This window comes from Brevibacillus sp. SIMBA_040 (assembly GCF_046535075.1).
GTDB lineage: Bacteria > Bacillota > Bacilli > Brevibacillales > Brevibacillaceae > Brevibacillus.
On record NZ_JAWRXI010000024.1, the window covers coordinates 19,911 to 44,027 of the forward strand.

The 24,117-nt window shown below is 44.2% G+C and carries 26 protein-coding genes; 23 read left to right on the forward strand and 3 right to left on the reverse strand.

All coding sequences use genetic code 11. The features are described from left to right. Nucleotides 1-68: 68 nt before the first annotated feature. From SB752_RS28105 to SB752_RS28170, 14 genes are all read left to right on the forward strand, one after another. Nucleotides 69-2,762: a response regulator gene (locus SB752_RS28105; RefSeq protein ID WP_410718763.1), complete on the forward strand. Its 2,694-nt coding sequence runs from the start codon at nucleotides 69-71 to the stop codon at nucleotides 2,760-2,762. A 14-nt stretch (nucleotides 2,763-2,776) separates the two neighbouring features. Then, entirely contained in the window at nucleotides 2,777-3,619 is an 843-nt protein-coding gene (locus SB752_RS28110; RefSeq protein WP_410718764.1) for a CheR family methyltransferase, read from the forward strand. Next, nucleotides 3,561-5,495: a PAS domain S-box protein gene (locus SB752_RS28115; protein WP_410718765.1), complete on the forward strand. Its 1,935-nt coding sequence runs from the start codon at nucleotides 3,561-3,563 to the stop codon at nucleotides 5,493-5,495. Before SB752_RS28110 ends, SB752_RS28115 begins: the two co-directional genes overlap by 59 nt. An 88-nt stretch (nucleotides 5,496-5,583) precedes the next feature. Continuing rightward, nucleotides 5,584-7,512, forward strand: coding sequence for an ATP-dependent helicase ComFA (locus SB752_RS28120; RefSeq protein WP_410718766.1), 1,929 nt, complete (start codon nucleotides 5,584-5,586; stop codon nucleotides 7,510-7,512). Beyond that, nucleotides 7,509-8,303 (forward strand): ComF family protein, encoded by a 795-nt coding sequence (locus SB752_RS28125; protein ID WP_410718767.1) that lies wholly within the window; start codon nucleotides 7,509-7,511, stop codon nucleotides 8,301-8,303. Before SB752_RS28120 ends, SB752_RS28125 begins: the two co-directional genes overlap by 4 nt. 88 nt (nucleotides 8,304-8,391) lie before the next feature. Further along, a complete protein-coding gene (locus SB752_RS28130) occupies nucleotides 8,392-8,823 on the forward strand; it encodes a TIGR03826 family flagellar region protein (RefSeq protein WP_410718768.1) in 432 nt (143 codons plus the stop codon). A 167-nt stretch (nucleotides 8,824-8,990) separates the two neighbouring features. Further along, entirely contained in the window at nucleotides 8,991-9,266 is a 276-nt protein-coding gene (gene flgM, locus SB752_RS28135) for a flagellar biosynthesis anti-sigma factor FlgM (protein ID WP_410718769.1), read from the forward strand. Nucleotides 9,267-9,341: 75 nt separating this feature from the next. Continuing rightward, on the forward strand, nucleotides 9,342-9,833 hold the full coding sequence (locus SB752_RS28140; protein WP_410718770.1) for a flagellar protein FlgN: 492 nt from the start codon (nucleotides 9,342-9,344) through the stop codon (nucleotides 9,831-9,833). 12 nt (nucleotides 9,834-9,845) lie between these two features. Next, nucleotides 9,846-11,324: a flagellar hook-associated protein FlgK gene (gene flgK / locus SB752_RS28145; RefSeq protein ID WP_410718771.1), complete on the forward strand. Its 1,479-nt coding sequence runs from the start codon at nucleotides 9,846-9,848 to the stop codon at nucleotides 11,322-11,324. 16 nt (nucleotides 11,325-11,340) lie between these two features. Next, nucleotides 11,341-12,249 (forward strand): flagellar hook-associated protein FlgL, encoded by a 909-nt coding sequence (gene flgL, locus SB752_RS28150; protein ID WP_410718772.1) that lies wholly within the window; start codon nucleotides 11,341-11,343, stop codon nucleotides 12,247-12,249. A 28-nt stretch (nucleotides 12,250-12,277) separates the two neighbouring features. Beyond that, the gene (locus tag SB752_RS28155; RefSeq protein WP_410718773.1) at nucleotides 12,278-12,850 is read left to right on the forward strand and encodes a DUF6470 family protein; all 573 of its coding nucleotides are present in this window, start codon (nucleotides 12,278-12,280) and stop codon (nucleotides 12,848-12,850) included. 17 nt (nucleotides 12,851-12,867) lie between these two features. After that, entirely contained in the window at nucleotides 12,868-13,287 is a 420-nt protein-coding gene (locus SB752_RS28160) for a flagellar assembly protein FliW (RefSeq protein ID WP_410718774.1), read from the forward strand. Between the two features lie 15 nt (nucleotides 13,288-13,302). Next, nucleotides 13,303-13,548 carry a carbon storage regulator CsrA gene (gene csrA, locus SB752_RS28165; protein ID WP_410718775.1) on the forward strand — a complete coding sequence of 82 codons (246 nt, stop codon included), beginning with the start codon at nucleotides 13,303-13,305 and terminating at the stop codon, nucleotides 13,546-13,548. Between the two features lie 252 nt (nucleotides 13,549-13,800). Further along, complete coding sequence (locus SB752_RS28170; RefSeq protein ID WP_410718776.1) at nucleotides 13,801-14,580, forward strand: flagellin N-terminal helical domain-containing protein; 780 nt, start codon at nucleotides 13,801-13,803, stop codon at nucleotides 14,578-14,580. A 152-nt stretch (nucleotides 14,581-14,732) separates the two neighbouring features. Here the strand turns inward: SB752_RS28170 and fliB are convergent, their stop codons facing one another. Continuing rightward, complete coding sequence (fliB, locus tag SB752_RS28175) at nucleotides 14,733-15,980, reverse strand: flagellin lysine-N-methylase (protein ID WP_410718777.1); 1,248 nt, start codon at nucleotides 15,978-15,980, stop codon at nucleotides 14,733-14,735. 101 nt (nucleotides 15,981-16,081) lie between these two features. Here fliB and flaG point away from each other — a divergent pair, with 101 nt between their 5' ends. The 4 genes from flaG to SB752_RS28195 are packed head-to-tail and all read left to right on the forward strand — an operon-like array spanning nucleotide 16,082 to nucleotide 18,780. Next, nucleotides 16,082-16,432 (forward strand): flagellar protein FlaG, encoded by a 351-nt coding sequence (gene flaG, locus SB752_RS28180; protein ID WP_410718778.1) that lies wholly within the window; start codon nucleotides 16,082-16,084, stop codon nucleotides 16,430-16,432. A gap of 12 nt (nucleotides 16,433-16,444) precedes the next feature. Then, nucleotides 16,445-17,983 carry a flagellar filament capping protein FliD gene (gene fliD, locus SB752_RS28185; RefSeq protein WP_410718779.1) on the forward strand — a complete coding sequence of 513 codons (1,539 nt, stop codon included), beginning with the start codon at nucleotides 16,445-16,447 and terminating at the stop codon, nucleotides 17,981-17,983. Between the two features lie 27 nt (nucleotides 17,984-18,010). Continuing rightward, nucleotides 18,011-18,403: a flagellar export chaperone FliS gene (gene fliS, locus SB752_RS28190; RefSeq protein ID WP_410718780.1), complete on the forward strand. Its 393-nt coding sequence runs from the start codon at nucleotides 18,011-18,013 to the stop codon at nucleotides 18,401-18,403. Then, nucleotides 18,403-18,780, forward strand: a complete 378-nt coding sequence (locus tag SB752_RS28195; RefSeq protein WP_410718781.1) for a flagellar protein FliT — start codon at nucleotides 18,403-18,405, stop codon at nucleotides 18,778-18,780. The genes fliS and SB752_RS28195 overlap by 1 nt, the downstream gene beginning before the upstream one ends. Before the next feature lie 40 nt (nucleotides 18,781-18,820). Here SB752_RS28195 and SB752_RS28200 read toward each other — a convergent pair whose 3' ends face one another. Continuing rightward, nucleotides 18,821-19,015 carry a polyribonucleotide nucleotidyltransferase gene (locus tag SB752_RS28200; protein ID WP_410718782.1) on the reverse strand — a complete coding sequence of 65 codons (195 nt, stop codon included), beginning with the start codon at nucleotides 19,013-19,015 and terminating at the stop codon, nucleotides 18,821-18,823. Nucleotides 19,016-19,151: 136 nt separating this feature from the next. On the opposite strand from SB752_RS28200, the gene SB752_RS28205 reads away from it, so the two are divergent. The 5 genes from SB752_RS28205 (at nucleotide 19,152) to SB752_RS28225 (ending at nucleotide 22,927) form a co-directional block, all read left to right on the forward strand. Then, nucleotides 19,152-19,961 carry a motility protein A gene (locus SB752_RS28205; protein WP_410718783.1) on the forward strand — a complete coding sequence of 270 codons (810 nt, stop codon included), beginning with the start codon at nucleotides 19,152-19,154 and terminating at the stop codon, nucleotides 19,959-19,961. Beyond that, nucleotides 19,954-20,751 carry an OmpA/MotB family protein gene (locus tag SB752_RS28210; RefSeq protein WP_410718784.1) on the forward strand — a complete coding sequence of 266 codons (798 nt, stop codon included), beginning with the start codon at nucleotides 19,954-19,956 and terminating at the stop codon, nucleotides 20,749-20,751. The genes SB752_RS28205 and SB752_RS28210 overlap by 8 nt, the downstream gene beginning before the upstream one ends. Before the next feature lie 306 nt (nucleotides 20,752-21,057). Continuing rightward, entirely contained in the window at nucleotides 21,058-21,840 is a 783-nt protein-coding gene (locus SB752_RS28215; protein WP_410718785.1) for a basic amino acid ABC transporter substrate-binding protein, read from the forward strand. Between the two features lie 123 nt (nucleotides 21,841-21,963). Further along, nucleotides 21,964-22,638: an amino acid ABC transporter permease gene (locus tag SB752_RS28220; protein WP_410718786.1), complete on the forward strand. Its 675-nt coding sequence runs from the start codon at nucleotides 21,964-21,966 to the stop codon at nucleotides 22,636-22,638. Between the two features lie 91 nt (nucleotides 22,639-22,729). Beyond that, nucleotides 22,730-22,927 carry a cold shock domain-containing protein gene (locus SB752_RS28225; protein ID WP_103108969.1) on the forward strand — a complete coding sequence of 66 codons (198 nt, stop codon included), beginning with the start codon at nucleotides 22,730-22,732 and terminating at the stop codon, nucleotides 22,925-22,927. 136 nt (nucleotides 22,928-23,063) lie between these two features. On the opposite strand, the gene SB752_RS28230 is transcribed toward SB752_RS28225, so the two are convergent. After that, nucleotides 23,064-24,116: an HD-GYP domain-containing protein gene (locus tag SB752_RS28230; RefSeq protein WP_410718787.1), complete on the reverse strand. Its 1,053-nt coding sequence runs from the start codon at nucleotides 24,114-24,116 to the stop codon at nucleotides 23,064-23,066. Between the last annotated feature and the right edge of the window lies 1 nt (nucleotide 24,117).

Sequence of the window (24,117 nt, forward strand, 5' to 3'; positions counted from 1 at the left end):
GATTTTCCTAAGAATATACAGCTCCCAAAAACAGTCCCGATTAAGCATGAATCGAGGGGAAGTCATACGTGAAATTCAAAACGAGACTGTACGTAGGTTTTGGTCTGATTATTGTCCTTTGTATTATTCTCGTGTCAATGATGATGAGTATGCTCAATCAGTTGAATCACAATTTAAATCGGGTCGTTCAGGAACGCTATGAAAAGGTAAGGCTGGTCAATATTATCTATCAGGAGCTAAATAGTATTAGCCGGGATTCGCGAGGCTTGCTTGCCAATCCCCCCTCCGAACTGCTGCCGATATTTGAAGCGAACATTACGCAGAACAACGCTAGCTTGAAACAAGCATTGGAAGATCTGCGTGGATTGGAAAATGAGGGGAAGACGCGAGATTTGATTCAAAAGCTGCGAGGCTTCGGTGATATTTATCAGAATAATCAATACGAAATTGAAGTGTTGCGAGAGGCTGGTAAAGAAGAGGAAGCCAATCGCTTGTATTGGTACGAGAGCAGAGAGATTCGCGAACGAATGTTTGAGCTTATCGATAAGCTGAAGAAAACGGAAGAGCAAGCAATGATGGACGAGCTCGACCAATCGAGAAACGGCTACGAGCTAGCGGTTAAAATGACTTATATTTACGTTGTGCTAGGTGTCCTGATGGGCATTGGGGTTACCATCTGGGTAGTAAGGAGCTTAACAGGCAGTCTCAACCGGGTCACCGCTGTCATGACGGAAGTCGCTGACTACGAAACAGACAAGCTGCCGCGGCTACAGGTGAACGCGGAGGATGAGATCGGTGCTATATCCAGCGCTTACAACCATATGGCGAAAGCATTGGAGGACCATATTCAGAAGGTAAAGGAGTTTAGTGATACTGCTGAGAATCAAAGCTGGTTAAAGACGCAAGTGGCAGAAATGGCTACGATGTATGCGGGAATGGAAAGCCTGCAGGAGCTGGCACACCTGTTTATTACGAAGGTGACCCCTATGGTCGGTGCGAGCTACGGTGTCTTTTACAGGAAAGAGGGCAAAGGCGAAGCAACCAGACTCCGCAAGCTGGCTGCGTATGCTGATAGCTATATTGAATTTGGGGACGAGTTTCGTTTAGGGGAAGGGCTTGTTGGTCAGTGCGCCTTGGAAAATCGGGAAATTAGCCTAACCCAAATCCCTGATGATTACATAAAGATTGCATCCGGCATCGGCCTTTCGTCGCCCAAAATGATCCTGCTGCTTCCTGCTGATTTTGAGGGCGAAGTGCTGGCTGTAGTTGAATTAGCATCTTTTACTGAATTTACCCCCCTACAGCAAATGTTATTGGATGAAGTGATGAGCAGCCTTGGAATCACGATCAATAGTATCATCAGCCGTATGCAGGTTGAAAAATTGCTTCAAGAATCGCAGGCGTTGACGGAAGAATTACAGAGCCAATCCGAAGAGCTCCAGCTTCAACAGGAGGAGCTGCGGACGATTAACGAAAAGCTCGAAGAACAATATGAGAACTCGGAGCAAAAGACAGCCGAGCTGGAAAAAACGCGGCTGATTCTGGAGGAAAAAGCGCAGCAGCTGGCGATTAGCTCTCAGTATAAATCAGAATTTCTGGCGAATATGTCTCATGAGCTGCGTACACCGTTGAATAGCTTATTGATCCTCGCTCAAATGCTTGCTGAGAACAACGAAAAAAATCTGATGCCGAAGCAAGTGGAGTATGCCAATACGATTCATTCAGCAGGTAATGATCTGCTGCATTTAATTAACGATATTTTAGACTTGGCAAAAATCGAATCAGGCAATGATGAAGTGAATCCAGAGGACGTAAACCTCCATTCAGTGAAGACGTTGGTGGAAAAGCAGTTCATGCCTGTAGCTCGGCAAAAAGGTCTTCAGTTTACGGTTGAAATTACTGTGGGTCTGCCGAAAATGATTTGGACCGATGAGCGGAGATTGCAGCAGATTTTGAAAAACCTGTTATCGAATGCTTTTAAATTCACTGAGAAGGGAAGCGTCTCCCTACATATTGGAATCGCAAAAGAAAAAATAGCTGGTATTCAGGACGACATGATTATTACTTTTTCGGTTATGGATACAGGGATTGGCGTCTCCAAAGAAAATCAGGAAATCATTTTTGAAGAGTTTAAACAAGCAGATGGAACCACGAGTAGAAAATATGGTGGAACCGGTCTTGGACTATCGATTAGTCGGAAGATCGCTGAACGATTAGGCGGGCATATTGGCATTGAGAGTGAGGAGGGAATGGGAAGTACCTTTACTCTTTATTTGCCTGGTCGTCAATCAGAGGCAATGTCCGCCGAGAAGGAGGTTGCTGCCAGCGTCGATTATAACGAGGAGGCTGTTCGATCGATTCCGCAGGTGGGGCCGGCAGAAGAACTACTGGTAGGGAAGAAAATACTGATCGTAGACGATGATATGCGCAATGTATTTGCGCTAACGACTGCAATCGAAGGGCACCACATGAAGGTAGTTTTTGCTGAAAATGGACGGGAAGCCATCGATGTATTAATGAGTAATCCAGACATTGATTTAATCCTGATGGATATTATGATGCCTGAGATGGATGGGTTTGAGGCGATGCGAAACATACGTCAAAACCCGGAGTATCAGACATTGCCGATTATCGCCCTGACCGCCAAAGCCATGAAGCATGACAGGGAGCAATGCATAGAAGCAGGCGCATCGGATTATATTAGCAAGCCTGTAAATTTGGAGCAGCTGTTCTCTTTGATGAGGGTATGGCTTTACAGATAGGTGGGACTGGCCTGATGGCAGACATCAAGACACAGGAGCATCTGGAGCTGGAGAAGATCGAGATGACTCTTTTGCTGGAAGCGATTTATCGCTTTTACGGATTTGATTTTAGAAACTATGCTGAACCATTTCTTCAGCGCAGAGTCTGGCATCGTATCCGGGCAGAAAAGGTAAGAAGCATATCCGGGCTGCAGGAAAAGTTATTGCATGAGCCTGGCGCCATGAAAAGTCTGCTCGATGATTTATCGATCAATGTGACGGAGATGTTTAGGGACCCACCTTTTTTTCTCGCCTTTCGTACGAAAATTATTCCACTGCTGAAAGAATTCTCTTCCATTCGAATCTGGCACGTGGGCTGCTCATCAGGGGAAGAAGTATATTCGATGGCGATTCTTTTGAAAGAAGAAGGCTTGTATGAAAAAACCAAAATATACGCTACTGATATGAACGAGAGGATGGTTGACTTAGCCAAGCAAGGAATTTTCCCTCTGGATCGCATGCAGATGTATACCAAAAACTATTTGCAAGCGGGAGGGAAGCGGGCATTTTCCGAATACTATACGGCTACGGTCGAAAACGTCATTTTTCAACCATACTTACGTGAAAACATCGTGTTTGCCCAACATAATTTAGTGACTGATCATTCTTTTAACGATTTTCATGTCATCATTTGTAGAAATGTAATGATTTATTTCAATAAATTATTGCAGGATCATGTCCATAGTCTGCTTTACGAAAGTCTCGTGTTATCAGGCTTTCTCGGTTTGGGTAATAGAGAGGGGGTAAAGTATACTAGCCATGCGAACTACTACCAGGAATTTGACTGCACAGAAAAAATCTACAGAAAAATCAAATGATACGTCGCTAGTGGAAGTCCCTGAACAGAAAGTAAGTATATTACTCGTTGATGATCGCGCTGAAAATCTGTTGGCACTGGAAGCAGTGCTTACCTCTCCGAAATATCATTTGGTTTGTGCCCATTCTGGAGAAGAGGCTCTGAAGTTTGTTCTAAAGCAAGACTTTGCGGCTATTTTGCTGGATGTACAAATGCCAGGCTTAAACGGCTTCGAAACGGCGAAGCTGATCAAGGCTAGGGAGAAATCACGTCATATTCCGATCCTCTTTATTACCGCTATTAGTCAAGAAGCGGAGCATGTTTTCCACGGTTACAGTGTTGGGGCAATCGATTATATTTTTAAGCCGTTTCAACCAGAAGCGCTGCAAAAAAAAGTGGAAGAGTTCGTGCGGATTTACCAGAATCATGAGCGCATGCTGCTTGAGGGAGAGCGGGAGCTGGAGAAAGTACATCAGAGGCTGGACCGTGTTACCTTTGATCTGAGGAAATCAGAGGCGTTGGCCCGGGTGATCAGTGAAACGCTAAAAGATACGATTGTCACTTTTGATGAGCATGGATTCATTTTATCGGCAAATTACGCTGCTGAAAAAATGTTTGGCTATATGCCTGAGGAGTTAATCGGTGAGTCGGTTGCAAAGCTATTGCCCGAGTTAAAGCGTGGGGACCCGTGCCCGCTTGAATCGAACCTGATAGAAACAGAGGCTGTTCGTAGAGATAGCAGCGTGTTTCCTGTTGAGGCTCAAATTGGGGATGCAAGCATTGAGGATCAGAACATTTATGTCTGCTCCATCCGCGATATTACCGAGAGAAAGCAGCTGGAGGAGGAGCGTAAACAGCAACTCCGAAATGACCTTCATTTGTCCAAAGAACGCTTTCGAATCATTTTTGAATCGTCTCCCTGTCTAATCTCGATCTTATCGTTGGAGGATGGCCGATACATTGATGTGAATCCAGGCTGGCTCGGTTTTTCCGGATATGAGTATAGCGAGATAAAAGGCAAAGCTTTTGATATTTTGCAAATAACTGCTGCTTCGGATAAGGAAGTGGCACAGGGGTTTTCGTTTGATTTGCAGAAGCCTGTGCACAATGCCAAAATTAGCTATGTCACCAAATCGGGTGAAACACGCGAAGGATTGTTGTCGACAAAAATTATTTATATCGAAGGGGAAACGTGTGTCCTGTGCTTCATTACGGATATCACCGATCGTGTTCGATTGGAAAGTGAAATGATTCGACTGGACCGGTTGAATCTAATTGGAGAGATGGCAGCTGGGATTGCGCATGAGATTCGCAACCCGATGACAACCGTCCGCGGCTTTTTACAGCTGTCCAATCACACTCCCCATAATCCACTGCAATACATTGATTTGATGCTCAATGAGCTGGATCGTGCCAATGCCATTATTACAGAGTTTCTTACTCTTGCAAAAAACAAAGTAAATGACAAGCAGATACAAGACTTGAATGCGATTATTGAATCACTGTTTCCGTTGATACAAGCAGAGGCGCTGCTCTCTGATAAATATATTAGTTTGGAGCTGGGGGATTGTCCGCCGCTCGCTATGGATGAAAAAGAAATTCGGCAAATGATCTTGAATCTTGCCTTAAACGGCTTGGAAGCAATGTCCGCCGGTGGTCGTTTGTCGATCAAAACGCATACTGAAAATCAAAAGGTCGTATTGGAGGTTTGGGATCAAGGAACGGGTATCAAGCCAGAGCTCATCCAAAAGATCGGAACGCCTTTTTTCACAACGAAAGAGACGGGAACAGGCTTGGGACTTGCCATATGCTACAGTGTAGCTGATCGGCACCATGCCGAAATTGAAGTGAAAACGGATCATACCGGAACGATCTTTTTTGTTCGGTTTACTGTTTAAGAGGCCATGTGCCTCTTTTTTCTTTTCTTGCACGGTACCGTTATCTTTTTGCAAACTGAGAACAAGCAAGAGGAACGGGAGTGATCGCATGCGTGACTATTTGCTCTATCTCAAACAAGGGAAGATGTCGATACAGGCGTATGTTACTCCCTGCTTTGAGGTCGATCTGATGTATTGGCGTGACCGAGAAGGATGTCAGCTGCACGTAATGGGGAAAAGCCCTTCTTTGGCGCTGGTTTTTTCCTTGAGAGAAATGATTAACACTCATTTGCAGGGCTTATCTGGGACAGGAAAGAGTTTCACTGACAAGGCACTGGCGAATTTAAAACAGATGATCAATGGATATGTACGTGATGTGAGTCATTTATATAAACGTGAGGCAACGGGAAGAGAGTCGTCCGGGAAAGAATGGTTTGAGTGGGAGGCGAGTGACCATCCTTCGCAGGAATATGGCAATTCTGTCGATGAGATTGGCGAATGTACTGGTAATTTGTCGTCCGCGACCTATGCGCAAGCACTCGCAGGACGATCGCTCTTATGGGAAGAAGTAGGGACGCTGCTGCAAAAAAGAGGACTGGCAGATCAAGACTGTACAGCCGTATTGCAGAAAATGGTTTTAGCTGGAAAGGCAGAGTGGCAGCCGGGGATACGTCTGTCCATGAAAAAAGGCTGGTGGCGAAATAGGCTGGAGTTGAATTGTGAGCGCTGTGGGAGCGGAAGCGGGGATCTGGAGCTGACGGTTTGTCATAGCTGCGGGCAAGGCTGCGCGTATTGTACGGTATGTCTTGGGATGGGGAGAAGCAAGTGCTGCACTCCTTATGTATTGGTACCTGCTCCGTCGGTTGTTTCGTCTGTGAACAAGAGGAGTGAGCAGGTGCGTGATGTTGCCCGTCTGCAGTGGACGGGCAGCTATTCAAAAGATCAGGCTAGAGCAGCAGAGCAGGCACGTCGATTCGTAGCAAGCCCGCGTCCAGGGTTGAATGAGTTTTTAATCTGGGCAGTCTGCGGAGCAGGGAAAACTGAGCTATTGTTTCCGTCGATAGCGGAGGCATTGTCAGCTGGTGGCAGGGTGCTGATTGCTACTCCAAGAAAAGATGTTGTACTGGAGCTTGCGCCTCGTATACAAAAGGTTTTTCCAAACGCTCGTGTAATTGCCGTGCATGGATCGAGCGCACAAAAATGGGATGACAGCGATATTACGATTGCGACAACCCATCAAGTCATGCGTTACTATCGCAGATTTCCGCTTGTCGTGCTTGATGAAGCAGACGCTTTTCCGTATCACAACAATCGGGTACTGTATCGGGCAGTCGCCAGAGCTGTGAAGAATGGGGGCAAGGTGCTTTATTTGAGCGCGACACCTCCGCGTTATTTGCAGAAGCGCCTGATTCCAAGCAAAGGTGGTCTCTTTATTCGGACATCGGGCACTCCGTTACTATCAGCATCTCACGTTTTGTTGCCAGGTCGTTATCACGGTTCCATGCTGCCGGTACCGGATGTCAAAACTGTACAGGGGCTGCATAAGCGCGTTCAATCGAATCGACCGATTGCTCAGCTCGTTGAAATGGTGCGCAGCTCGCTAGATAATGGACGTCAAGTTTTTCTCTTCGTTCCCCGGATCGATGACGTGGAAAAAGTTCTTGCTTACATACAGCAGCTACTCCCCGCGCATGCACCGCAAATGGCTGGAGTCCATGCGGCAGATACGCTGCGGGAGGAAAAGGTCCAGGCATTTCGCGATAGGCAATATACGCTCATGGTGACAACGACTATTTTGGAACGCGGAGTCACCATCCCCCGAAGTGATGTTGTGGTATTAGGTGCTGAGGCTCCTGTTTTTGACGAGGCGTCACTTGTACAAATAGCTGGACGTGTAGGACGGTCGATAGATGATACGACAGGAACGGTATTGTTTTTACAGGCTGACCGAGCGAATGCCCCCAAGGCTGCCGTGAAACAGATTTGTCGGATGAATCAGCTTGCACAAAAGCTGCGAGCGCAGGAGGGGAGGAATTGAGGACAAAATCCTGTGTAAGCTGTGGCAATCGTATTGCATCATCCCTCAGAGAAGCAAGTGTACGAAGCTGGGCGCGTCAGCTATGTAATCAAGCGCGCTATCCGATTGTTTATCGGTTGTTAGCGGGACTCCCAATCTGTGCAGGATGCCTGGATGCACTTCCGGTGATCGAGGGTCCTATTTGCCAGAGGTGCGGACGAGAGCTGGAGGATGGCATAGCTACAGGCGCGTTCTGTCATGATTGTAAGCAAGTTGGCGAGGAGACGCTCGTGAGTAACCGTAGTCTGCTGCATTATAATGAGTGGGGCAAGAGTTTATTGGGATTATACAAATATCGCGGAGATGAACGGCTGGCATCCTTTTATGGAGCGCTCCTTGCCATTACCTTTTTTCGTTACCATGACCCCTCATCGTTTGCTTGCATTACCACAGTACCTCTACATAGCAATCGTTTGCTTGAACGTGGCTTTAATCAGGTCGATCTTCTGGCAGCTGGGCTTAGTAAAGCGGTCGGCGTTCCTGTGCAACCACTTCTACAGCGAACAAAAGAAACCGCCAAGCTAAGTAAACAAGGAGGACGTACGGCACGTCAGGAAAGCATGCGCGAAGCATTTGCCTGGGCTGGAGATCGGAGTGTATCGATCTCGTTTGGAACATGTGAGAAGCCCTATAAGATCTTGCTTGTGGACGATATTTTTACAACAGGATCGACACTTCGATCATGCGCAAGTGTTTTGCGAGCACATTTGAGAGCAGTTTGTGAAATTTACTCCTTGACAATATACCGATAGCCAGGTTGGTAAAATTGCGTTATCATGGAAGCAAACAACAGTCTGGAATCGGTGCGAACTTTCCGAATGAGCAAAGGGGTTGTCGGTTATGTCTCTGGGTAAACTCGCAAACTGCTCGCGGTGTGATACTCTTTTTGTACAAGTAGTCCGCGACATTTGCCCCAAGTGCAGTCAACAAGTGGAACAAGAATATGAGAAATGTGCCAAATTTCTGCGTAAACGTGAAAATCGCGGATCAAATATTCACGTTGTGAGCGAAGAAACTGGCGTGAGCGTAAAGCAGATTACTAAATTCATTAAAGAAGGTCGCATCTCCATGGAGGGAAACCCGAACCTTGGCTACCCGTGTGAGGTTTGTGGCTTTATGATTCGGACAGGCAATATGTGCGATTCATGCATGAAGGGATTGAAGCACGAAATCAATCAGCAGCTTGACGTAGAGCAGCGATTGGAAGAGGACAGCCGTGTTCGCTTGGCTGAGGCGGCTGCATATCGAAGAAAGCAGAATAGTGACGAATAGTTTTGCTCAAAATAACTAATCGTGGAGAGCGAATTTGCCGATGATACTACTAGAAGGTATCATCGGCTTTTTTATATTTTGATGAACGGTAAGTAGTAGTCAAGCGGGTCGAGCAGACAGCCAGTAACCAATAAAAATGTCCGGTGGTTTGAGAGGATGGTTATCATATGCGCATTAACGAGCCCAACCGTATAGGGATGATCAATGCTTATAACAAGTCGGGGAATACCCAAGTAGGAAAGAGCGGCAAAATCCCAATGGGGAAGGACAAAGTAGACATTTCTACAGAGGCATTGGAAATGCAAAGGCAGGTAGAAGATCCGAATTCTCCGCAACGCAGAGAAAAAGTGGATCAACTGAAAAAGCAAGTGGAGGAAGGAAGCTATCGCGTCTCCAGTGAAAAGATTGCCGAGAAGCTCTTGTCCTTTTGGAAAAAGCTATAAGGGAGGATGTTCCCAGGATTTTGGAGCATCCTCTGTAACCAACTTCTCTAGGGAAGATGAGGAGAACTTGAAACTATGCAAACACTCTACGATCTGCTCGACAATTTGATCCAATTGCACAAAGCCTTGTATACCTTAGCCATGCAAAAGAAGGATGTGCTGGTAAAAGGGGATGTGGATGAGCTGGTGGCAATTACCCACCAGGAACAAAAGCTGGTCAAGGGTGTCACGGCAGTAGAGACAGCCCGTGTGAATGCGGTAAGAGAGCTGACTGCTGTAAAGGGCTTGTCCCTGCAAGAAGGCACGCTGGCTGAGCTGATCAAGTTGACGACCAGTGCGGAAGAGAAACTGCGGCTCACATCCTATCGCAACGAGCTTAGCCGGATTGTCATCGAACTTCGCGATGCGAATGAGTTGAACCAGCAGTTGCTTAAGCAGTCCCTTTCATTTGTAAACATGACGCTTGATCTGATCACGGATACGCCAGAGGACGACTTCATTTACGGCAAGCCGACCACAGACACGTATCGACAAGCGAACCGAACTTTTTTCAACAAAAAAGCGTAAAGAGGTGTCGACATGCGCTCCACTTTTCATGGAATAGAAGTGAGTAAACGCGGATTGTTTGCTCAACAATCTGCGCTCAATACGACTGGACATAACATTTCGAATGCGAATACGGAAGGGTATACGAGGCAGCGGGTGAATATGCAGGCGACCACTGGGTTGCCGTATGTGGGCATGAATGCAACCATTGAACCGGGGCTGCTTGGAACGGGTGTACAAGCTGTCAGCATTCAGCGCTTGCGTGAAGAGTTTTTGGATATCCAGTATCGCAACGAATATAAGCGTCAAGGCTACTGGGATGGACGGCTTGAGACATTGGAAAAGCTGGAAGGCATCATGAACGAGCCATCCGACACCGGCTTGCAGAAAGTGATGGACCAAATGTGGCAAGCATGGCAAGACCTTGCCAAAGACCCTACTGACACGTCGGCTCGTGCTGTTGTTCGGGAGCGAAGCAAAGCGGTTGCCGATACATTTAATACTCTGACTAATCATATTCAAGAGGTTCGCACAGACCTGGATAACGTGGTCAACGTGAAAGCGATGGAAATCAACTCGCTCGGACAGCAAATTGCGAATTTGAACAATCAAATTTCGAACGTGGTACCGCACGGCTATCAGCCGAACGATCTGTATGATCAGCGAGATGTGCTGCTCGACAAACTGTCCAAATTGGTTGATACCAGAGTCACACAAACCACAGCAGGCATGGTCAACGTAACCATTGAAGGACGAGATTTTGTCACAGGGGTTACTTCTCAGCCGGTGGCAACTCAGCAAAATGCTGCTACTGGACTTAGCGATATGACACTGGGAGGCGCTCCTTTTATCCCTACGACTGGGTATATGGCAGGTGTGCTCCAATCCCGCGACCAGATTGTACCGAATATGCTGAAGCGACTGGATGTTTTGGCTGTAAATCTGACCAAGGAAATCAATGATCTGCACAGACAAGGTGTCAGTCTGACAGATATTAAAAATGGCGGTGCCCAAGGACTTCCGTTCTTTGTCGATTCGACCGCTCTCGCTGCTAACGGTGATTATCCAAAAGGTGCGGGTAGCATCACGATCAATCCGGAGATCATGAAAAGTCTGGATGCGATTGCGGCAGCAAAACCCGAAGCGGGTGGTACGCCAGTAGGAAATAACGAGAGCGCGCTTGCCATTGCTTCTATTAAATTTAAGGTTCTTGCTGCGGGTACAGGACCTAACGATCTGGCAGAAAGCTCTACTTTGGATAACTACTACCGCTACACGATCAGCCAGCTGGGTGTAGATGCTCAGGAAGCCGAGCGTAATCAACTGAACTCCGAGATGCTGGTTGGTACGGTAGATAACCAACGACAATCTGTATCCGGTGTATCGATCGATGACGAAATGGCAGAAATGGTGAAATACCAACATGCCTACAGCGCATCTGCACGAGTCATGACAAGCATGGATGAAATTCTGGACAAAGTCATCAACGGCATGGGCCGTGTTGGCCTCTAATAGGAGGGAATAGATCGTGGCAGTACGTGTGACGCAAAACATGTTGAATAGTAATATGCTGCGGAATTTGCATAGATCCATGGGAAATATGGACAATTTGCAGCAACAGTTGTCATCAGGGAAAAAAATCGCAAAACCTTCGGACGATCCGGTTGTTGCTGCTCGAGGAATGTTTTATCGTTCTTCCTTAATGGAGAATGATCAGTATTTGCGAAATACTACAGAAGCTCAGTCGTGGATGGGCATGACTGATTCGACGATGGATGAAATGGGAAATGCACTTCAGCGTATAAAAGAACTGCTTGTTTATTCTGGAGATGGTGCACTCTCAGGCGACGATTTAAAAGCAATGGGTGCAGAGGTGGCACAGCTACGCAGGCACTTGGGGTCTCTTGCAAACCAACAAATAAATGGTAAGTTTATATTTGCAGGTACCGATACAGACAAACCCCCATACGATGAAAATATTTCGACTGCGACAGGAACAGGTGATTTTGTTAACACGAACAGTTCTGAGTTTCAACTTGAAGTAAGTCAAAATGTATTTGTTCCTGCGAATGTAAATGCCCAAAAGATTTTTAATTACCCAAACAATGCTGGCAATATGTTTAAAGTCTTAGACCAGGTTATTACTAAGCTAAATAATGGTGAATCAGCGGTGCAATTTATTAATGGCGTAGACGATCAATTTAATAATTTATTGACAGAAAGAGCGACCCTTGGAGCGAGGGTAAATCGTATTGATCTAATAAAGGAACGTCTAGAAACAGCAGACGTAAATATAACAGATCTCATGTCAAGAAATGAAGATGCCGACTTATCTGAGGTTATTACTGATTTGAAGATGCAGGAGAATGTTCATTCTGCTGCGCTAGGAGCAGGAGCGAGAATTATTCAGCCGACACTGTTAGATTTCTTGCGATAATGCTTCCATTAAAGGGGGAATTTAACGCATGAATCTTCCACAATTACGTATGGAAAGTACGAATGCTCAACTCGGATTGAACATACGTAAGGCATCCGTAGATATTCAACAACCGCATGCTCGGGTAACAATTAAGCAAGTTCCCGCCAGCTTAGAGATTAAGCAGCCGCAGGGAGAGCTGACAATTGATTCGTCAGAGGCAAGGGAAAACCTAAATATTCGAGGTCCTCTGCGTTCCACTATGGATAATGCAGAGTATAGTACTCAGAAGCTGATGGAAGGGATATCGCGAATTAGCCGGGAAGGCGATCAATTACGTGCTATTGAGACACGGCGGAATGCTATTGCGGATATTGCTTTTGAAAAAACGATTACTCCAGACGAGGTTTATTATCCTTCTAGAACTATAGGTAATGGAGTTAAAATCCATTATGAGGAAAAGCGTCCGGAAATTAATGTGAAGTTAGGGGGGGCTGAAATTGAAGTACTACCTCAGCGTCCAATTGTCAATTACACTCCTGGTAAAGTAGAAAGCTATATGAAACAGTGGAACAGCCTTAAGGTTGAGGTAATTGGATTGAAACTTGACCGTTTGATGTAAAAAAGGAGAGGTCTTTCATGACTCCATCACAGATATTAGAAGTTGGAAAGCTTCATTTTGAAGAGGGTATTCCCGGTTTCAATGATTTGAAGTTCTTCCGGTTAATTCAAGAAGAACCAAATAGCCCACTGTTTTCTTTAATGTCTCTTGAAGCGGAGAATATTGGTTTTTGGTTAATTGATCCTTTTCCATTTTTTCAAGACTATGAGTTTAAATTAAAGGATTCTCACAAACAAAGCCTTGAAATCAAAGACGATACGCCTATCTCTGTATTAAACATATTAACAGTTAGATCAGGTGATTCTAGCACCGTAAACTTGAAGGCGCCTGTGATCATTAATTTGGAAAATAAAAAAGCCAAGCAGGTTATACTAGAGGAAGAGCGTTTTGAAGTAAGGCAACCTCTAATGCACCATGCCTCTAAACAAGATAAGTAAGCAGGTGAAGAATACATGCTTGTGTTATCGCGTAAGAAGAACGAGTCTATCGTTATTGACGGTAATATCGAGATCAAAATTTTAGCAATAGAGGGGGATGCTGTTAAGATTGGGATCAATGCCCCTAGACACATCGACATACAACGCAAAGAGATTTACGATCTCATTCAAATAGAAAATGAGATGGCTTCAAAGGAAGTCCTTGATATTCAGGAACTAAAGAATATTATTCGCCCTGCAAGAGAATCCAACAGTGATTAAAAATGTCGGATTTTTTATTAAGAATTCAAATAGAAACGGCATGGTTGTTGGATTCTTGGATGAATGGCCAAATAATTTAGTTTCACTACGCCTTTAACTTTTTTTCTAAGAAAAGACTAAAGAAATCAGATACAATATCCGATATTAAGAATGTAGGAGAGATTTACTCAAGCGCGCGATTGAGTTGCTCCGCAAAAAAACGATAAACCATCCACATGGACGTGGAGGTCAAACTCAAGGAGGAATAATCACATGATTATCAATCACAACCTTCCAGCGATGAACACTCATCGTAACATGGGTAACAACGTTCTGGGTGCAAGCAAGAGCATGGAGAAACTCTCTTCTGGTCTCCGCATCAACCGTGCTGCTGACGATGCAGCTGGGCTTTCCATCTCCGAAAAAATGCGCGGCCAAATCCGCGGTTTGGCACAAGCTTCCCGCAATGCTCAAGATGGTATCTCCTTGGTTCAAACTGCTGAGGGTGCAATGGATGAAATCAGCAACATGCTGGTTCGCCTGAAAGAACTATCCGTTCAAAAGGCGAACGGAACATACAATGCTGACGATAAAGCTAACCTGGAATTAGAAGCAGACGAGTTGATCAATGAGATCAAGAATATCGAGAAAAATACAAAGTTCAATGGTACAGAAGTACTGGATAAAGCTAAAACTTTCGACATTATTATCTCTGACTCTGATCAAATTAAATTGACAATTAAAGGTGCTGATGTAAGTAAAGCATCTGCTCTGACTAAGGCATCTAATACTGCTGCTATTGAAGACGCAATTAAAGATGTAAATACAGCACGTTCTACATTGGGTGCACAGCAAAACCGTCTGGAAAGCACAGTGCGTAACGTAAACACAACTGTAGAAAATCTACAGGCTTCCGAATCTCGTATCCGTGACGTAGACATGGCTTCCGAGATGATGGCTTTGACTAAAAATAACATCTTGTTGCAAGCTTCTCAATCTATGCTGGCTCAAGCTAACCAACAGCCACAAGGAGTCCTTCAACTCCTCCGTTAATAGATTCAAGTTATCTATTATTTCCGTAAAGCTGTCGAGATCCGTCTCGACAGCTTTTTGTTTTGTTGAATAATAGGATGCTGTATTTTAAAAAGGAAGAGCCTCTTAACCAAATAGAATAAGAGGCTTGTTGAAACTATTAATCACGATCACTAATTTTTTATAAGGATCATCATATTACTTAGATTATGGTAACCATTCGACTTAGTATAGTCCATAACCTCTTTTAAGAAGGTGTTGTTATGCTCAACCGTCTTGGCGAAGGCGGAAATTAGTTTAACGACATGATCTGTTGTGAATTGATCTTTATAGTACCCAGCTATTCCGATTAGTAAAATTCTTAGCAGGGAGTAGTGGATGATTAGCATCATAAAGGAACCAAAAAGATTGTTGTCTTTATCGTAAGGAAAAAGGTTTTTGAATACGTAGTTTACCAGATAGTTCTCTAAAATGTACTCGTGCTTTTCCATAAAAGGTGCATAATACTGATCAAAGTTGAACCGGTATTGATTCAGAATCGCTTCAGTCGTAATGTCCTTGTCTTCAGCAGGGCATACCCCTTTGTAAAAGGCGAGATACTGCTCTATAAATCTCTTTTGATATCCACTACTGTTTCGTTTAATTGATAGTAGCTGAGCGAGCAACGTCAATTGAATCTGTTCATTTGATGGAATGTCATTCAATACTTTGTCAAATGCCCCTTGTTCTACTCCTTTTGTATATTCCATGATATATTCTGGTACTTCATTCAGTTGTCCTTTCTCAATACTTTCCTGGATCCCATGATAAAAAACTCCCAGAATAACAAGTCGTTCCCATAGTTTATATTCTCTACTTTGTAATATTTGTATAGAAAATATTCTTAATTCCCAAAAGTACTTCTCTAGTCGATCAGCATAAAAGGGATCTGATGGAGAAAAGCCTGTCGGTGGCTTGGTATCGCGAGCTTCTTCATTTCGATTAAACTGCATTTTATTTGGATTAAGCAGTGCTAATCTTGCTGCTTCAGGGCAAGATAGAGTTGCTGATAACTCCACGACGTCGTCAACAGTTTGCGTGACACGAGGATAAGTTTTGCAAGTATGGGATAGGAAGTCTTCACCTAATTTTAATTGGATTGAACATAATTTTTCTTCGTTTAAAAATGGGCAAGATAGATCTGATTTCATTACGAATCGTGCATAATTAAAATCAGAAGGATTTGTTTTGTTTCTTTTTATATGTTCGTCAAAAAGCTTAGTTAATTCCTTGTCTTTAGTATTTCGATATTGTTTATAGGTAGGTTTATCAATTGTTACGGTCCATCCGGAGCAACAAGTATCTTCGCAAGCTGAGCCGATACAAGCAAAGCGTTCCATATAATCGGGAACTAGCATTTGGACAGGTTTCTTAGGAGCCATTTCTTGTTCACCTCAAAAATTTATTATTGATCTTGAAAGACTAAATCAAGACCTCTCATTCTCCGATATTAAATGTATACGATTCTTTCGGAGGGATTCATGTGGAAATAAAGGCTGGTGGAACAGGTGGGGCTGCATCTATTCCATCTCCGACATCTAATGTATCGGCATCTGAGGCGGAGATCGATAGTCAAATCGCCAAAAATGTTGAGACTGTAAAAACAGTTTCAAAGGAAGAAGTATCAAAGCAAGTAGATGGTCTTAATAAACTTCTCCAATCAAAGCAATCTCACGTTAAATTTGTCCTCCATGATGAACTTAACGAATACTATGTTCAAATTGTGGACAATAGGACGGAACAAATAATTAAAGAAATTCCTTCAAAAAAAATGATGGATACGGTAGCAAAAATGTACGATCTAATAGGAATATTAGTTGACCACAAACTATAGGAGGGACATTGTATGGCTGGAATTAGAATTGGTGGTTTAGCTTCTGGCATGGATACTGAAAGCATAGTTAAAAAATTAATGGATGCTGAAAGAATTCCCTTAAATAAGCTAAAACAAAAGAAACAAAAAGATGAGTGGAAGCGTGATTCATACAGAGAAATGAATTCTCTGCTGTTAGAATTACAAAAAAAAGCAGATGAAATGCGCTATCAAGCTATGTTTACTAAGAAAAAAGTGATGTCGTCTGACGAATCGAGAGTGACGCTTTCTTCGAACGGTACACCGAATCTTGCTTCATACTCTATTACTAATGTAAAATTGGGGAGCACAGGAAATGGTGCTTCCGTAAAATTTGCTAATTCAATGCCCGATTCAGTTACTCAATTCGAGAACAAGGGCATGACTGGTGATTTCACGTTTACCTTATCGGATGGTACATCTTCTGGAGCTTCTATAACCATTAATCAAACTGATAACATAAATACAGCCATTCAAAAAATCAATGCTCAATCAGACACTACTGGGGTAAAAGCGGTCTATTCAGCTACTGAAAAAAGTATTGTATTTTCATCTACTACACCTGGCAATGGTATCAAAATTTCAAATGTCTTGGGTAGTAGTCCTCTAAATATTTCTGAAGGAGAAATTAGTGCTGTAGACTCGAATGGAAATACAGCAATAAATGACTTTATGGGGAATGGGTATCCCGGACAAAAGGAAGTTAAAGGCAGTGCAGCGATCAACGGGGTTGTTTACGAGTTTACAGGTAATATGCTAACAGTTGACGGTGTGACTTTCTCCTTTAAGACTGATTTTACAACACCGGTTACTGTTAGTGCCGTTACAGATATGGATGCAGTAGTAGGGAATATTAAAGGTTTTGTAGATAAATATAACGAAATCATTGCAAAATTGAACAGCGAAATTTCAGAAGTGGCAAACAGGAAGTATCAGCCTCTTACTGATGCTGATAAAGAAGGTCTCACAGATGATCAGATAAAAAAATTAGAGGATAAAGCAAAAGAAGGGATCCTTCAAGGCGATAGCACGATTCGTAGAGTACTTAATGCAATGAGGGAATCTTTCTATACAGCAGTATCAGGGGTAGATGTTGGTTCTGATACTTTAAGTAAAATAGGAATTGGAACAGCCAAAGCCGATGGTAATAAATATAATTATTTAGAAAACGGGAAAATGCACATCGACGAGGAAAAATTGCGCCAATCATTGGCGGAAAATCCCGATGCTGTAATGAATCTTTTTACGAAAAAGGGTTCAACTTTTCAAGAAAAAGGAATTGCAGGACGTCTGACAGAACAATTGAACGATGCAATAAATCAAATTAAAAAGAAAGCAGGAAGCAGTACAACCAAAAGCTATGCTGACTACGACATGGGTATTAATTTGAAAAGATACGATGAGCAAATTACTAGATGGGAGGACAGACTTACCCAAAAAGAAGACTATTATTACAAAAAGTTTGCTGCTATGGAAACTGCATTAAATAAATATAATTCTCAATCTGCCTGGCTCACATCAAAAACGTCTTAGAAGCTATAATTAGGAGGGAGTAGCATCATGAATAAAGCTGCTCAGGCATATCGAAACAATTCAGCGACTACAGCCACTCCTGCTGAGCTGACCTTAATGCTTTACAATGGAGCAATTAAATACATTAAGCATGCAAGGTTAGCAATCCAAATGAAAAATTTCGAGCAAGCCAATACGAATCTTATACGTGTACAAGATATTATTCAGGAACTTATTATTACTTTGAAGATGGATGTGGAAATTTCGAAGCAATTTCTGGTTATGTATGAATACATGCATTATCGCATCGTTGAAGCAAATTTGACCAAAGATATTTCGATTCTTGATGAACAGGAAGGGTTTTTCGTACAGTTTCGTGACACTTGGAAAGAAGTAATGGTTCAAGCAAAAAAACCGATAAAAGAAGCGGAGCAAGTGTAATGTTTGAACAATTGGATAAGCTAATTATGCAGTTGTTGGACAAGTCTGTTGAGTTACGAGATATTATTGTTTCATATGATGTCGAATCAGAAGACGACGTTGATAGATGGGCTATTCTTTTAGACCAACGCCAAGAACTTATGGATCATATTGATATCTTGATCCAACAAGGCCAAACATTAACAAGAGAACACAAACACTCCTTTCTTACCCAAATTCTTTTAATTGATGAGCAGGTAAAGCCATTTTTACAAAAGCATATGTCGAGTCTTCAAACGAAGATGGCAGAATTGCAGAAGAAAAAAACAGTATCTCTACAATATAGTGGTTATACTACACCAGAAGCATATGGGACATTTTTTGACAAAAAAAAGTAACAACAAAAACGGCCGGGCGACCCGACCGTTTTTTGTTACGTCAGATACGAAGATCTAGCTGCTTTCCTAGAGTAGGATGAGATGCTTGGTGGATTGAAGCTTGTGTTTTAGAGAAATCACTAAGCATGAGTGTAGCGCTAGTTGCCTGTGCGTTTTTGGACATATTCAGCAGGCTTAGGCTAACTGTATGTTGGAGCTGAGAAAGCTGTCCACTCATCATAGAACTAGTATTCATAACTATTATTCTCCTTTCTACTAATCTATTTTTTATATCGGAATGAAAAACCTCTGCTATAATAAGTAAATTCAAAATAACCGATATACCAAGTGATAACCCATTTTAGCGGAAGAACTCTAGGAAGGTGACAACATTGTCCACAAAACGCCGCTCGCTCCTCCTAATCGGAGCCGTCCTCCTCATCTTCATCCACGCGGTATACTTAAACGGCAACCTCGCCGATCTTCTAAACATCACCGCCATTGAGCTGGTAGCACTGGCCGTAGTGATCTCCTACGCGATCAAGCGCAAGCATCTGGACCTGAAAAAGATGATTCGCCTCCTAATCCACGGACGGGAAAGCAACGTGGAAGAAACGATCAAGCGCTTCTACTACTACGCGCTCGTCCAAAAAGAACAGGGCTATATCGCTCTCGAGAAAGAACTTCAGCAAGAACGCGACTCATTTGTGCAGCGTGGCAGCTTGCTTGCGATCGAGGGCGTTCCCGAAGATGAGCTACGCATGATCCTGGAGAACGAGCTCAAAGGCGAGCAGTACCGCTACCAGCAAGCAGCGGGCTTTTTCCGACTTATTAGCTTGCTCGCACCAGGAATGGGGCTAGTAGGTACGCTGCTCGGGATGACGGGCGTGCTGCGCTCGCTCTCTGATTTTACCCAGACGGGTCATAGCCTGAGCGCAGCGGTCATAGCGACGCTCTATGGCGCTCTTTTGGCCAACCTGTTTGCCCTGCCATGCTATTACCGGATGATGGACCTGTATGACCGGGAAATGTTTGAAAAACGCCTGTATATCGAGGGCTGTGTCGGTTTACAACGAATGGAAACACCACGCCTGTTGTTTGAAAAACTGAACTCGTTCCTGCCAGGTGACCAGAAGCTGGTGCTTATTAAAGAAGCAGGCAGTATGAAGGGAACGATTGAAAGGCAGGATCGTTATGCATGATGATCGGCTGTATGACGAAAAGGAGCTGGAGAAAAGCTGGCTGCTCAGCTACAGCGACTTAATTACACTATTGTTTGTCATCGTGATCATTATCGCAGCGACCTACACCTCTAACATTCAGGCTCAACGTGAAGAAGCGAAAAAGGAAGCGGTGCAGCAGCAAGCAGCTATGGAGCAGGTGCATGAAAGCCTGGATCTGTTAAATTTGCAAAAGCTGGAGCTGCAGCGTGAGGTTCATCAGCTGGAAGCGCGTCAAAAAGCGCTCATGGGGACTGAGAAGGGCGAAGGTATCACAGAATCTCCAAGTCTACCAAAACCGCTTGCAGGGATAGCAGATACGGGTGAGCGCGATATGGACACGGTGCGAACGCAGCTGTCCTCAGCCTTGTCTGAATTGAATCTGGACTACGAAGAGACAGAAGAAGGTTTGCGTATTCGTTTGCCGGAGAGCATCTTGTTTACCAGCGGGTCAGCTGAGCTGCAAGACCAGGGCAAGCAGGTTGTCGGCACGATTGCGAGGGTGCTGCAGCGCTATGGTCACATGGTGCGAATTGAGGGTTATACGGATGATGTGCCGATCAAGCGCAGCTCGTTCAAGTCAAACTGGGAGCTATCCTCTGGTCGCGCTATCGCGGTAATGCGGGAAATGGTTGATGGATATTCTATACCAGCTACACGCTTTACTGTCGCAGGATTGGGAGAAAACAAGCCACTTGTGGATAATTCCAATGACGAGAACCGAGCGCGCAATCGTCGGGTAGAGGTAATCATTTTGGCGGATAAAGAATAATTCCCATTTTTCTGATAATAAAATGATTTTGAAGAAGGATTCTTTTATGTAAGATCGAAATATATCTTACATGTAAGAATCTTTCTTTTTTTTACGCAAATTCCTGTTCTGCCACGCTTGCGTCCTTTTGCAGAAGGGCTTGGTAAGGCATGTAGAGCAGGAAATAGTTATTCTCAGCTTGTGCACAACGTCATGTGGATAATGTGGATAACTCTGTGGAGAACGCAAAAAACCCGTGATTTTCTTGTGGACATTGTTGGGGGCAAACACAGATAAAAAGAGATAAGAATCAAGGGGGATTTTCAAATGAAGATCGGGAAAAAATGGTACACCTCGCTCGCGCTGATCGTGGGTATGGGACTTATGCTCTCAGCCTGTGGATCGGGAGGTCAGCAAACGGCAGGATCAGGGGAAAAGGTCTACGTAATTGGAACGGACGCGGCATATCCTCCATTTCAAATGCTGGAAGCAGATAAGATCAGTGGTCATGACATTGATGTGATGAACGCTGTGGCTGAAGCAGGCGGATTTAAAGTGGAGTGGAAAAACACAGGCTGGGACCCTCTGTTCGATGGCTTGGACAAAGGGACGGTAGATATCGGGATCTCGTCGATTACCATTACCGACAAGCGTAAAGAAAAGTATGATTTTTCTGAACCGTATTTTGAAGCGAACCAGCTGATTCTGGTAGCCGAAGATTCACCTGTTCAAACTCTGGCTGATTTGAAGGGCAAGAAGATCGGTGGGCAAGCCGCAACAACAGGTGAGGAGGTCGTCAAAAAAGCATTTGGAGAAACCTACGAAGGCTGGAAGGGGTATGATGACATGCCATCATCTGTTGACGACTTCTTCAATGGCCGTGTAGATGCGGTTGTGGGCGACAACGGCGTTCTTCAATACTATGTGAAGAAAATCGAGAACAAGAAGTTCAAGCTCATCAAGGACGATTCATTTGAAAAGGAATTCTACGGCATTATGGTCAAAAAGGGCAACACGGATGCTTTGACAAAGATTAACGACGGCTTGAAAAAGATCAAGGAAAATGGAAAGCTCCAAGAAATTCATGACAAGTACTTCGGTAATAAGTAGGACTATTCGTAAGCCGGGTACGTCTATAGGGCGTACCCGGTGTTTGTTCTACTATTGGCATAAGGAGTGGCGTAGCCAGCTTTCTAAGTTGTCAGCAGGTATATGCGAAAGGAGGAGCTGCCTTTGGATTGGAGCGTCATCTATGATTATCGCGAACTATTAATTCGAGGCGTTATTAATACGATTTTACTAACAGCGGTAGCTACTGTCTGTGGGACGTTGCTCGGTCTGTTCATCAGCTTGGGCAAAATGTCCAGCAAGCGCTACTTGAGATGGACATGCTCCATTTATGTAGAGCTGTTTCGAGGAACTCCGATGCTGGTTCAGATTTTGCTCATCCATTTTGCCGTGATACCGTCCATCTGGGAAGCTTTTTTCCCCGGACAGCCTAGTCCGCAAGCGATTTATTCCGGTTTTGTCGCACTCTCCTTAAATGCAGCAGCATACATAGCGGAGATTTTTCGCGCGGGTATTCAATCGATTGATCCAGGACAGATGGAGGCAGCGAGGTCGCTGGGCATGAGCAAGGGCTTGTCGATGCGCCTGATTGTCCTTCCCCAAGCGTTTACGCGCATGCTGCCTGCAATTGGTAACGAGTTTATCGCACTTTTAAAAGACTCTTCCCTGTGTGCCGTTATTGCTACACAAGAATTAAATTACGCAGCCATGAACGTGGCGAAAAGTACCTTTGAACGATATCCTCCTTACTTGACTGAGGCAGCCGTGTACTTGGTGCTGACCCTATTCTTGTCACGCGTTGTCGTGAGAGGACTGGAGAAAAAATATTCTACAAGGTAATGGAATTTTGCAATGAATTTGGGCAAGCTAAGTCTGAATTACACGGGATACTCATCCTGATTTCCTACAAAAGAAAGGGTTGTGCTGTTTCATGCAAGGCAAAGTAAAATGGTTTAACGCAGAAAAAGGATTTGGATTTATTGAACGCGAGGGTGGAGACGATGTTTTCGTCCACTTCTCTGCCATTCAGTCTGATGGATTCCGTTCGTTAGATGAGGGACAAGCTGTAGAGTTTGATATTGTGGAAGGTGACCGCGGTCCACAGGCAGCCAATGTCGTCAAATTATAAAATAATTTGAACACTGGTTACGCCATGCTTTTTGGCGGAGCAGCGGCTGTATTCATACTGGATCGGAATTTCATAGATTCCCGTCTACACGAAAATCCCCCTTGCCCAACTACTGGGTGAGGGGGATTCGCTTTTTTTAACTAATCATTTTATGAATGCGGAGGGAACGATGCTCGCGAAGGTCGATGAATTCCTCTCCCCGGCGTACGAGCGGGCGCATAGGCTCATCAGTATGTATCATGATCACTTCTACTTGGTCTCCATTGCTGAGCAGGGCACTCGAACCGACATAAAGCACGACAATATACTGGATAAAATGAGATACGATAAAAGGATTGAGTTTGCCACTGCATGCCAGCTCCCACAAAACGCTTGCCGCTTCAAAGGGAGAGGAGCCCTTCCGATACACACGATCCGTGCAGATAGCATCAAAGACATCGGCGACACTAATAATTTGGCATTCAAAAGGAATGGTCTCTTTGGTCCGTCGCTCAGGATAACCGGTGCCATCCAGCCGTTCGTGATGCAATAGTGCGCATAGCGCCAGCTGTTCATTCGCTCCTTCCATGGAAAGGAGAAGGTGGCTGCCATACTCAGTATGTAGCTTCATTACTGTGTATTCCTCATCGGTTAAATGAGTTGGCTTCGAGAGCAGTTCATCTGCAATTTTCATCTTGCCGATGTCATGTAGTAGACCTGCTTGTCCCAGAAAGTAAATATCTTCTTGAGACCTGCCTAGTAGCTTGCCAATTACCGCTGAAATGATGCCAACATGTAGGGAATGACGATACGTATAATTTTCTGTTCCTTCTTTTAAATAAATAAACTGGAGAAATTCAAAGCGATGCAAAACTTGATCAAGCAAAGGATAAAAAGCTTCGTTGAATCGGTTTAGCGGAGGGATCGTCCCTGAGGCAATCTGCTTAAATAGGTATCCAGTCTTCTGAACAGCATCGGCATATTGGCGTGCTGCTTCAGTCTCGCTCCAGTGCAATACAGGTGTAGGCATATCGATAGTCGATGGGGCAGCAGCTACTTGAACGACCAAAATATGATGGGATTCTAGTAGGCGGATGTCACTTTGGTGCAGGGTAGCTCCAGCGGGCAATAGAAGTAGGCCGTACTCGTTGTATACGTCTTGTGCGAGTGTAGTTCCAATGATTGATTGGGAAGGTTTCACCTCGGTCATG

Bases quoted from the DNA above. Each gene is read 5' to 3' on its own strand.
- SB752_RS28110 (WP_410718764.1), top strand. From the start codon at position 2,777: ATGGCAGACATCAAGACACAGGAGCATCTGGAGCTGGAGAAGATCGAG.
- SB752_RS28115 (WP_410718765.1), top strand. From the start codon at position 3,561: ATGCGAACTACTACCAGGAATTTGACTGCACAGAAAAAATCTACAGAA.
- SB752_RS28120 (WP_410718766.1), top strand. From the start codon at position 5,584: ATGCGTGACTATTTGCTCTATCTCAAACAAGGGAAGATGTCGATACAG.
- SB752_RS28130 (WP_410718768.1), top strand. From the start codon at position 8,392: ATGTCTCTGGGTAAACTCGCAAACTGCTCGCGGTGTGATACTCTTTTT.
- flgM (WP_410718769.1), top strand. From the start codon at position 8,991: ATGCGCATTAACGAGCCCAACCGTATAGGGATGATCAATGCTTATAAC.
- SB752_RS28140 (WP_410718770.1), top strand. From the start codon at position 9,342: ATGCAAACACTCTACGATCTGCTCGACAATTTGATCCAATTGCACAAA.
- flgK (WP_410718771.1), top strand. From the start codon at position 9,846: ATGCGCTCCACTTTTCATGGAATAGAAGTGAGTAAACGCGGATTGTTT.
- SB752_RS28155 (WP_410718773.1), top strand. From the start codon at position 12,278: ATGAATCTTCCACAATTACGTATGGAAAGTACGAATGCTCAACTCGGA.
- SB752_RS28160 (WP_410718774.1), top strand. From the start codon at position 12,868: ATGACTCCATCACAGATATTAGAAGTTGGAAAGCTTCATTTTGAAGAG.
- csrA (WP_410718775.1), top strand. From the start codon at position 13,303: ATGCTTGTGTTATCGCGTAAGAAGAACGAGTCTATCGTTATTGACGGT.
- SB752_RS28170 (WP_410718776.1), top strand. From the start codon at position 13,801: ATGATTATCAATCACAACCTTCCAGCGATGAACACTCATCGTAACATG.
- fliB (WP_410718777.1), bottom strand. From the start codon at position 15,980: ATGGCTCCTAAGAAACCTGTCCAAATGCTAGTTCCCGATTATATGGAA.
- fliD (WP_410718779.1), top strand. From the start codon at position 16,445: ATGGCTGGAATTAGAATTGGTGGTTTAGCTTCTGGCATGGATACTGAA.
- fliS (WP_410718780.1), top strand. From the start codon at position 18,011: ATGAATAAAGCTGCTCAGGCATATCGAAACAATTCAGCGACTACAGCC.
- SB752_RS28195 (WP_410718781.1), top strand. From the start codon at position 18,403: ATGTTTGAACAATTGGATAAGCTAATTATGCAGTTGTTGGACAAGTCT.
- SB752_RS28200 (WP_410718782.1), bottom strand. From the start codon at position 19,015: ATGAATACTAGTTCTATGATGAGTGGACAGCTTTCTCAGCTCCAACAT.
- SB752_RS28210 (WP_410718784.1), top strand. From the start codon at position 19,954: ATGCATGATGATCGGCTGTATGACGAAAAGGAGCTGGAGAAAAGCTGG.
- SB752_RS28215 (WP_410718785.1), top strand. From the start codon at position 21,058: ATGAAGATCGGGAAAAAATGGTACACCTCGCTCGCGCTGATCGTGGGT.
- SB752_RS28225 (WP_103108969.1), top strand. From the start codon at position 22,730: ATGCAAGGCAAAGTAAAATGGTTTAACGCAGAAAAAGGATTTGGATTT.
- SB752_RS28230 (WP_410718787.1), bottom strand. From the start codon at position 24,116: ATGACCGAGGTGAAACCTTCCCAATCAATCATTGGAACTACACTCGCA.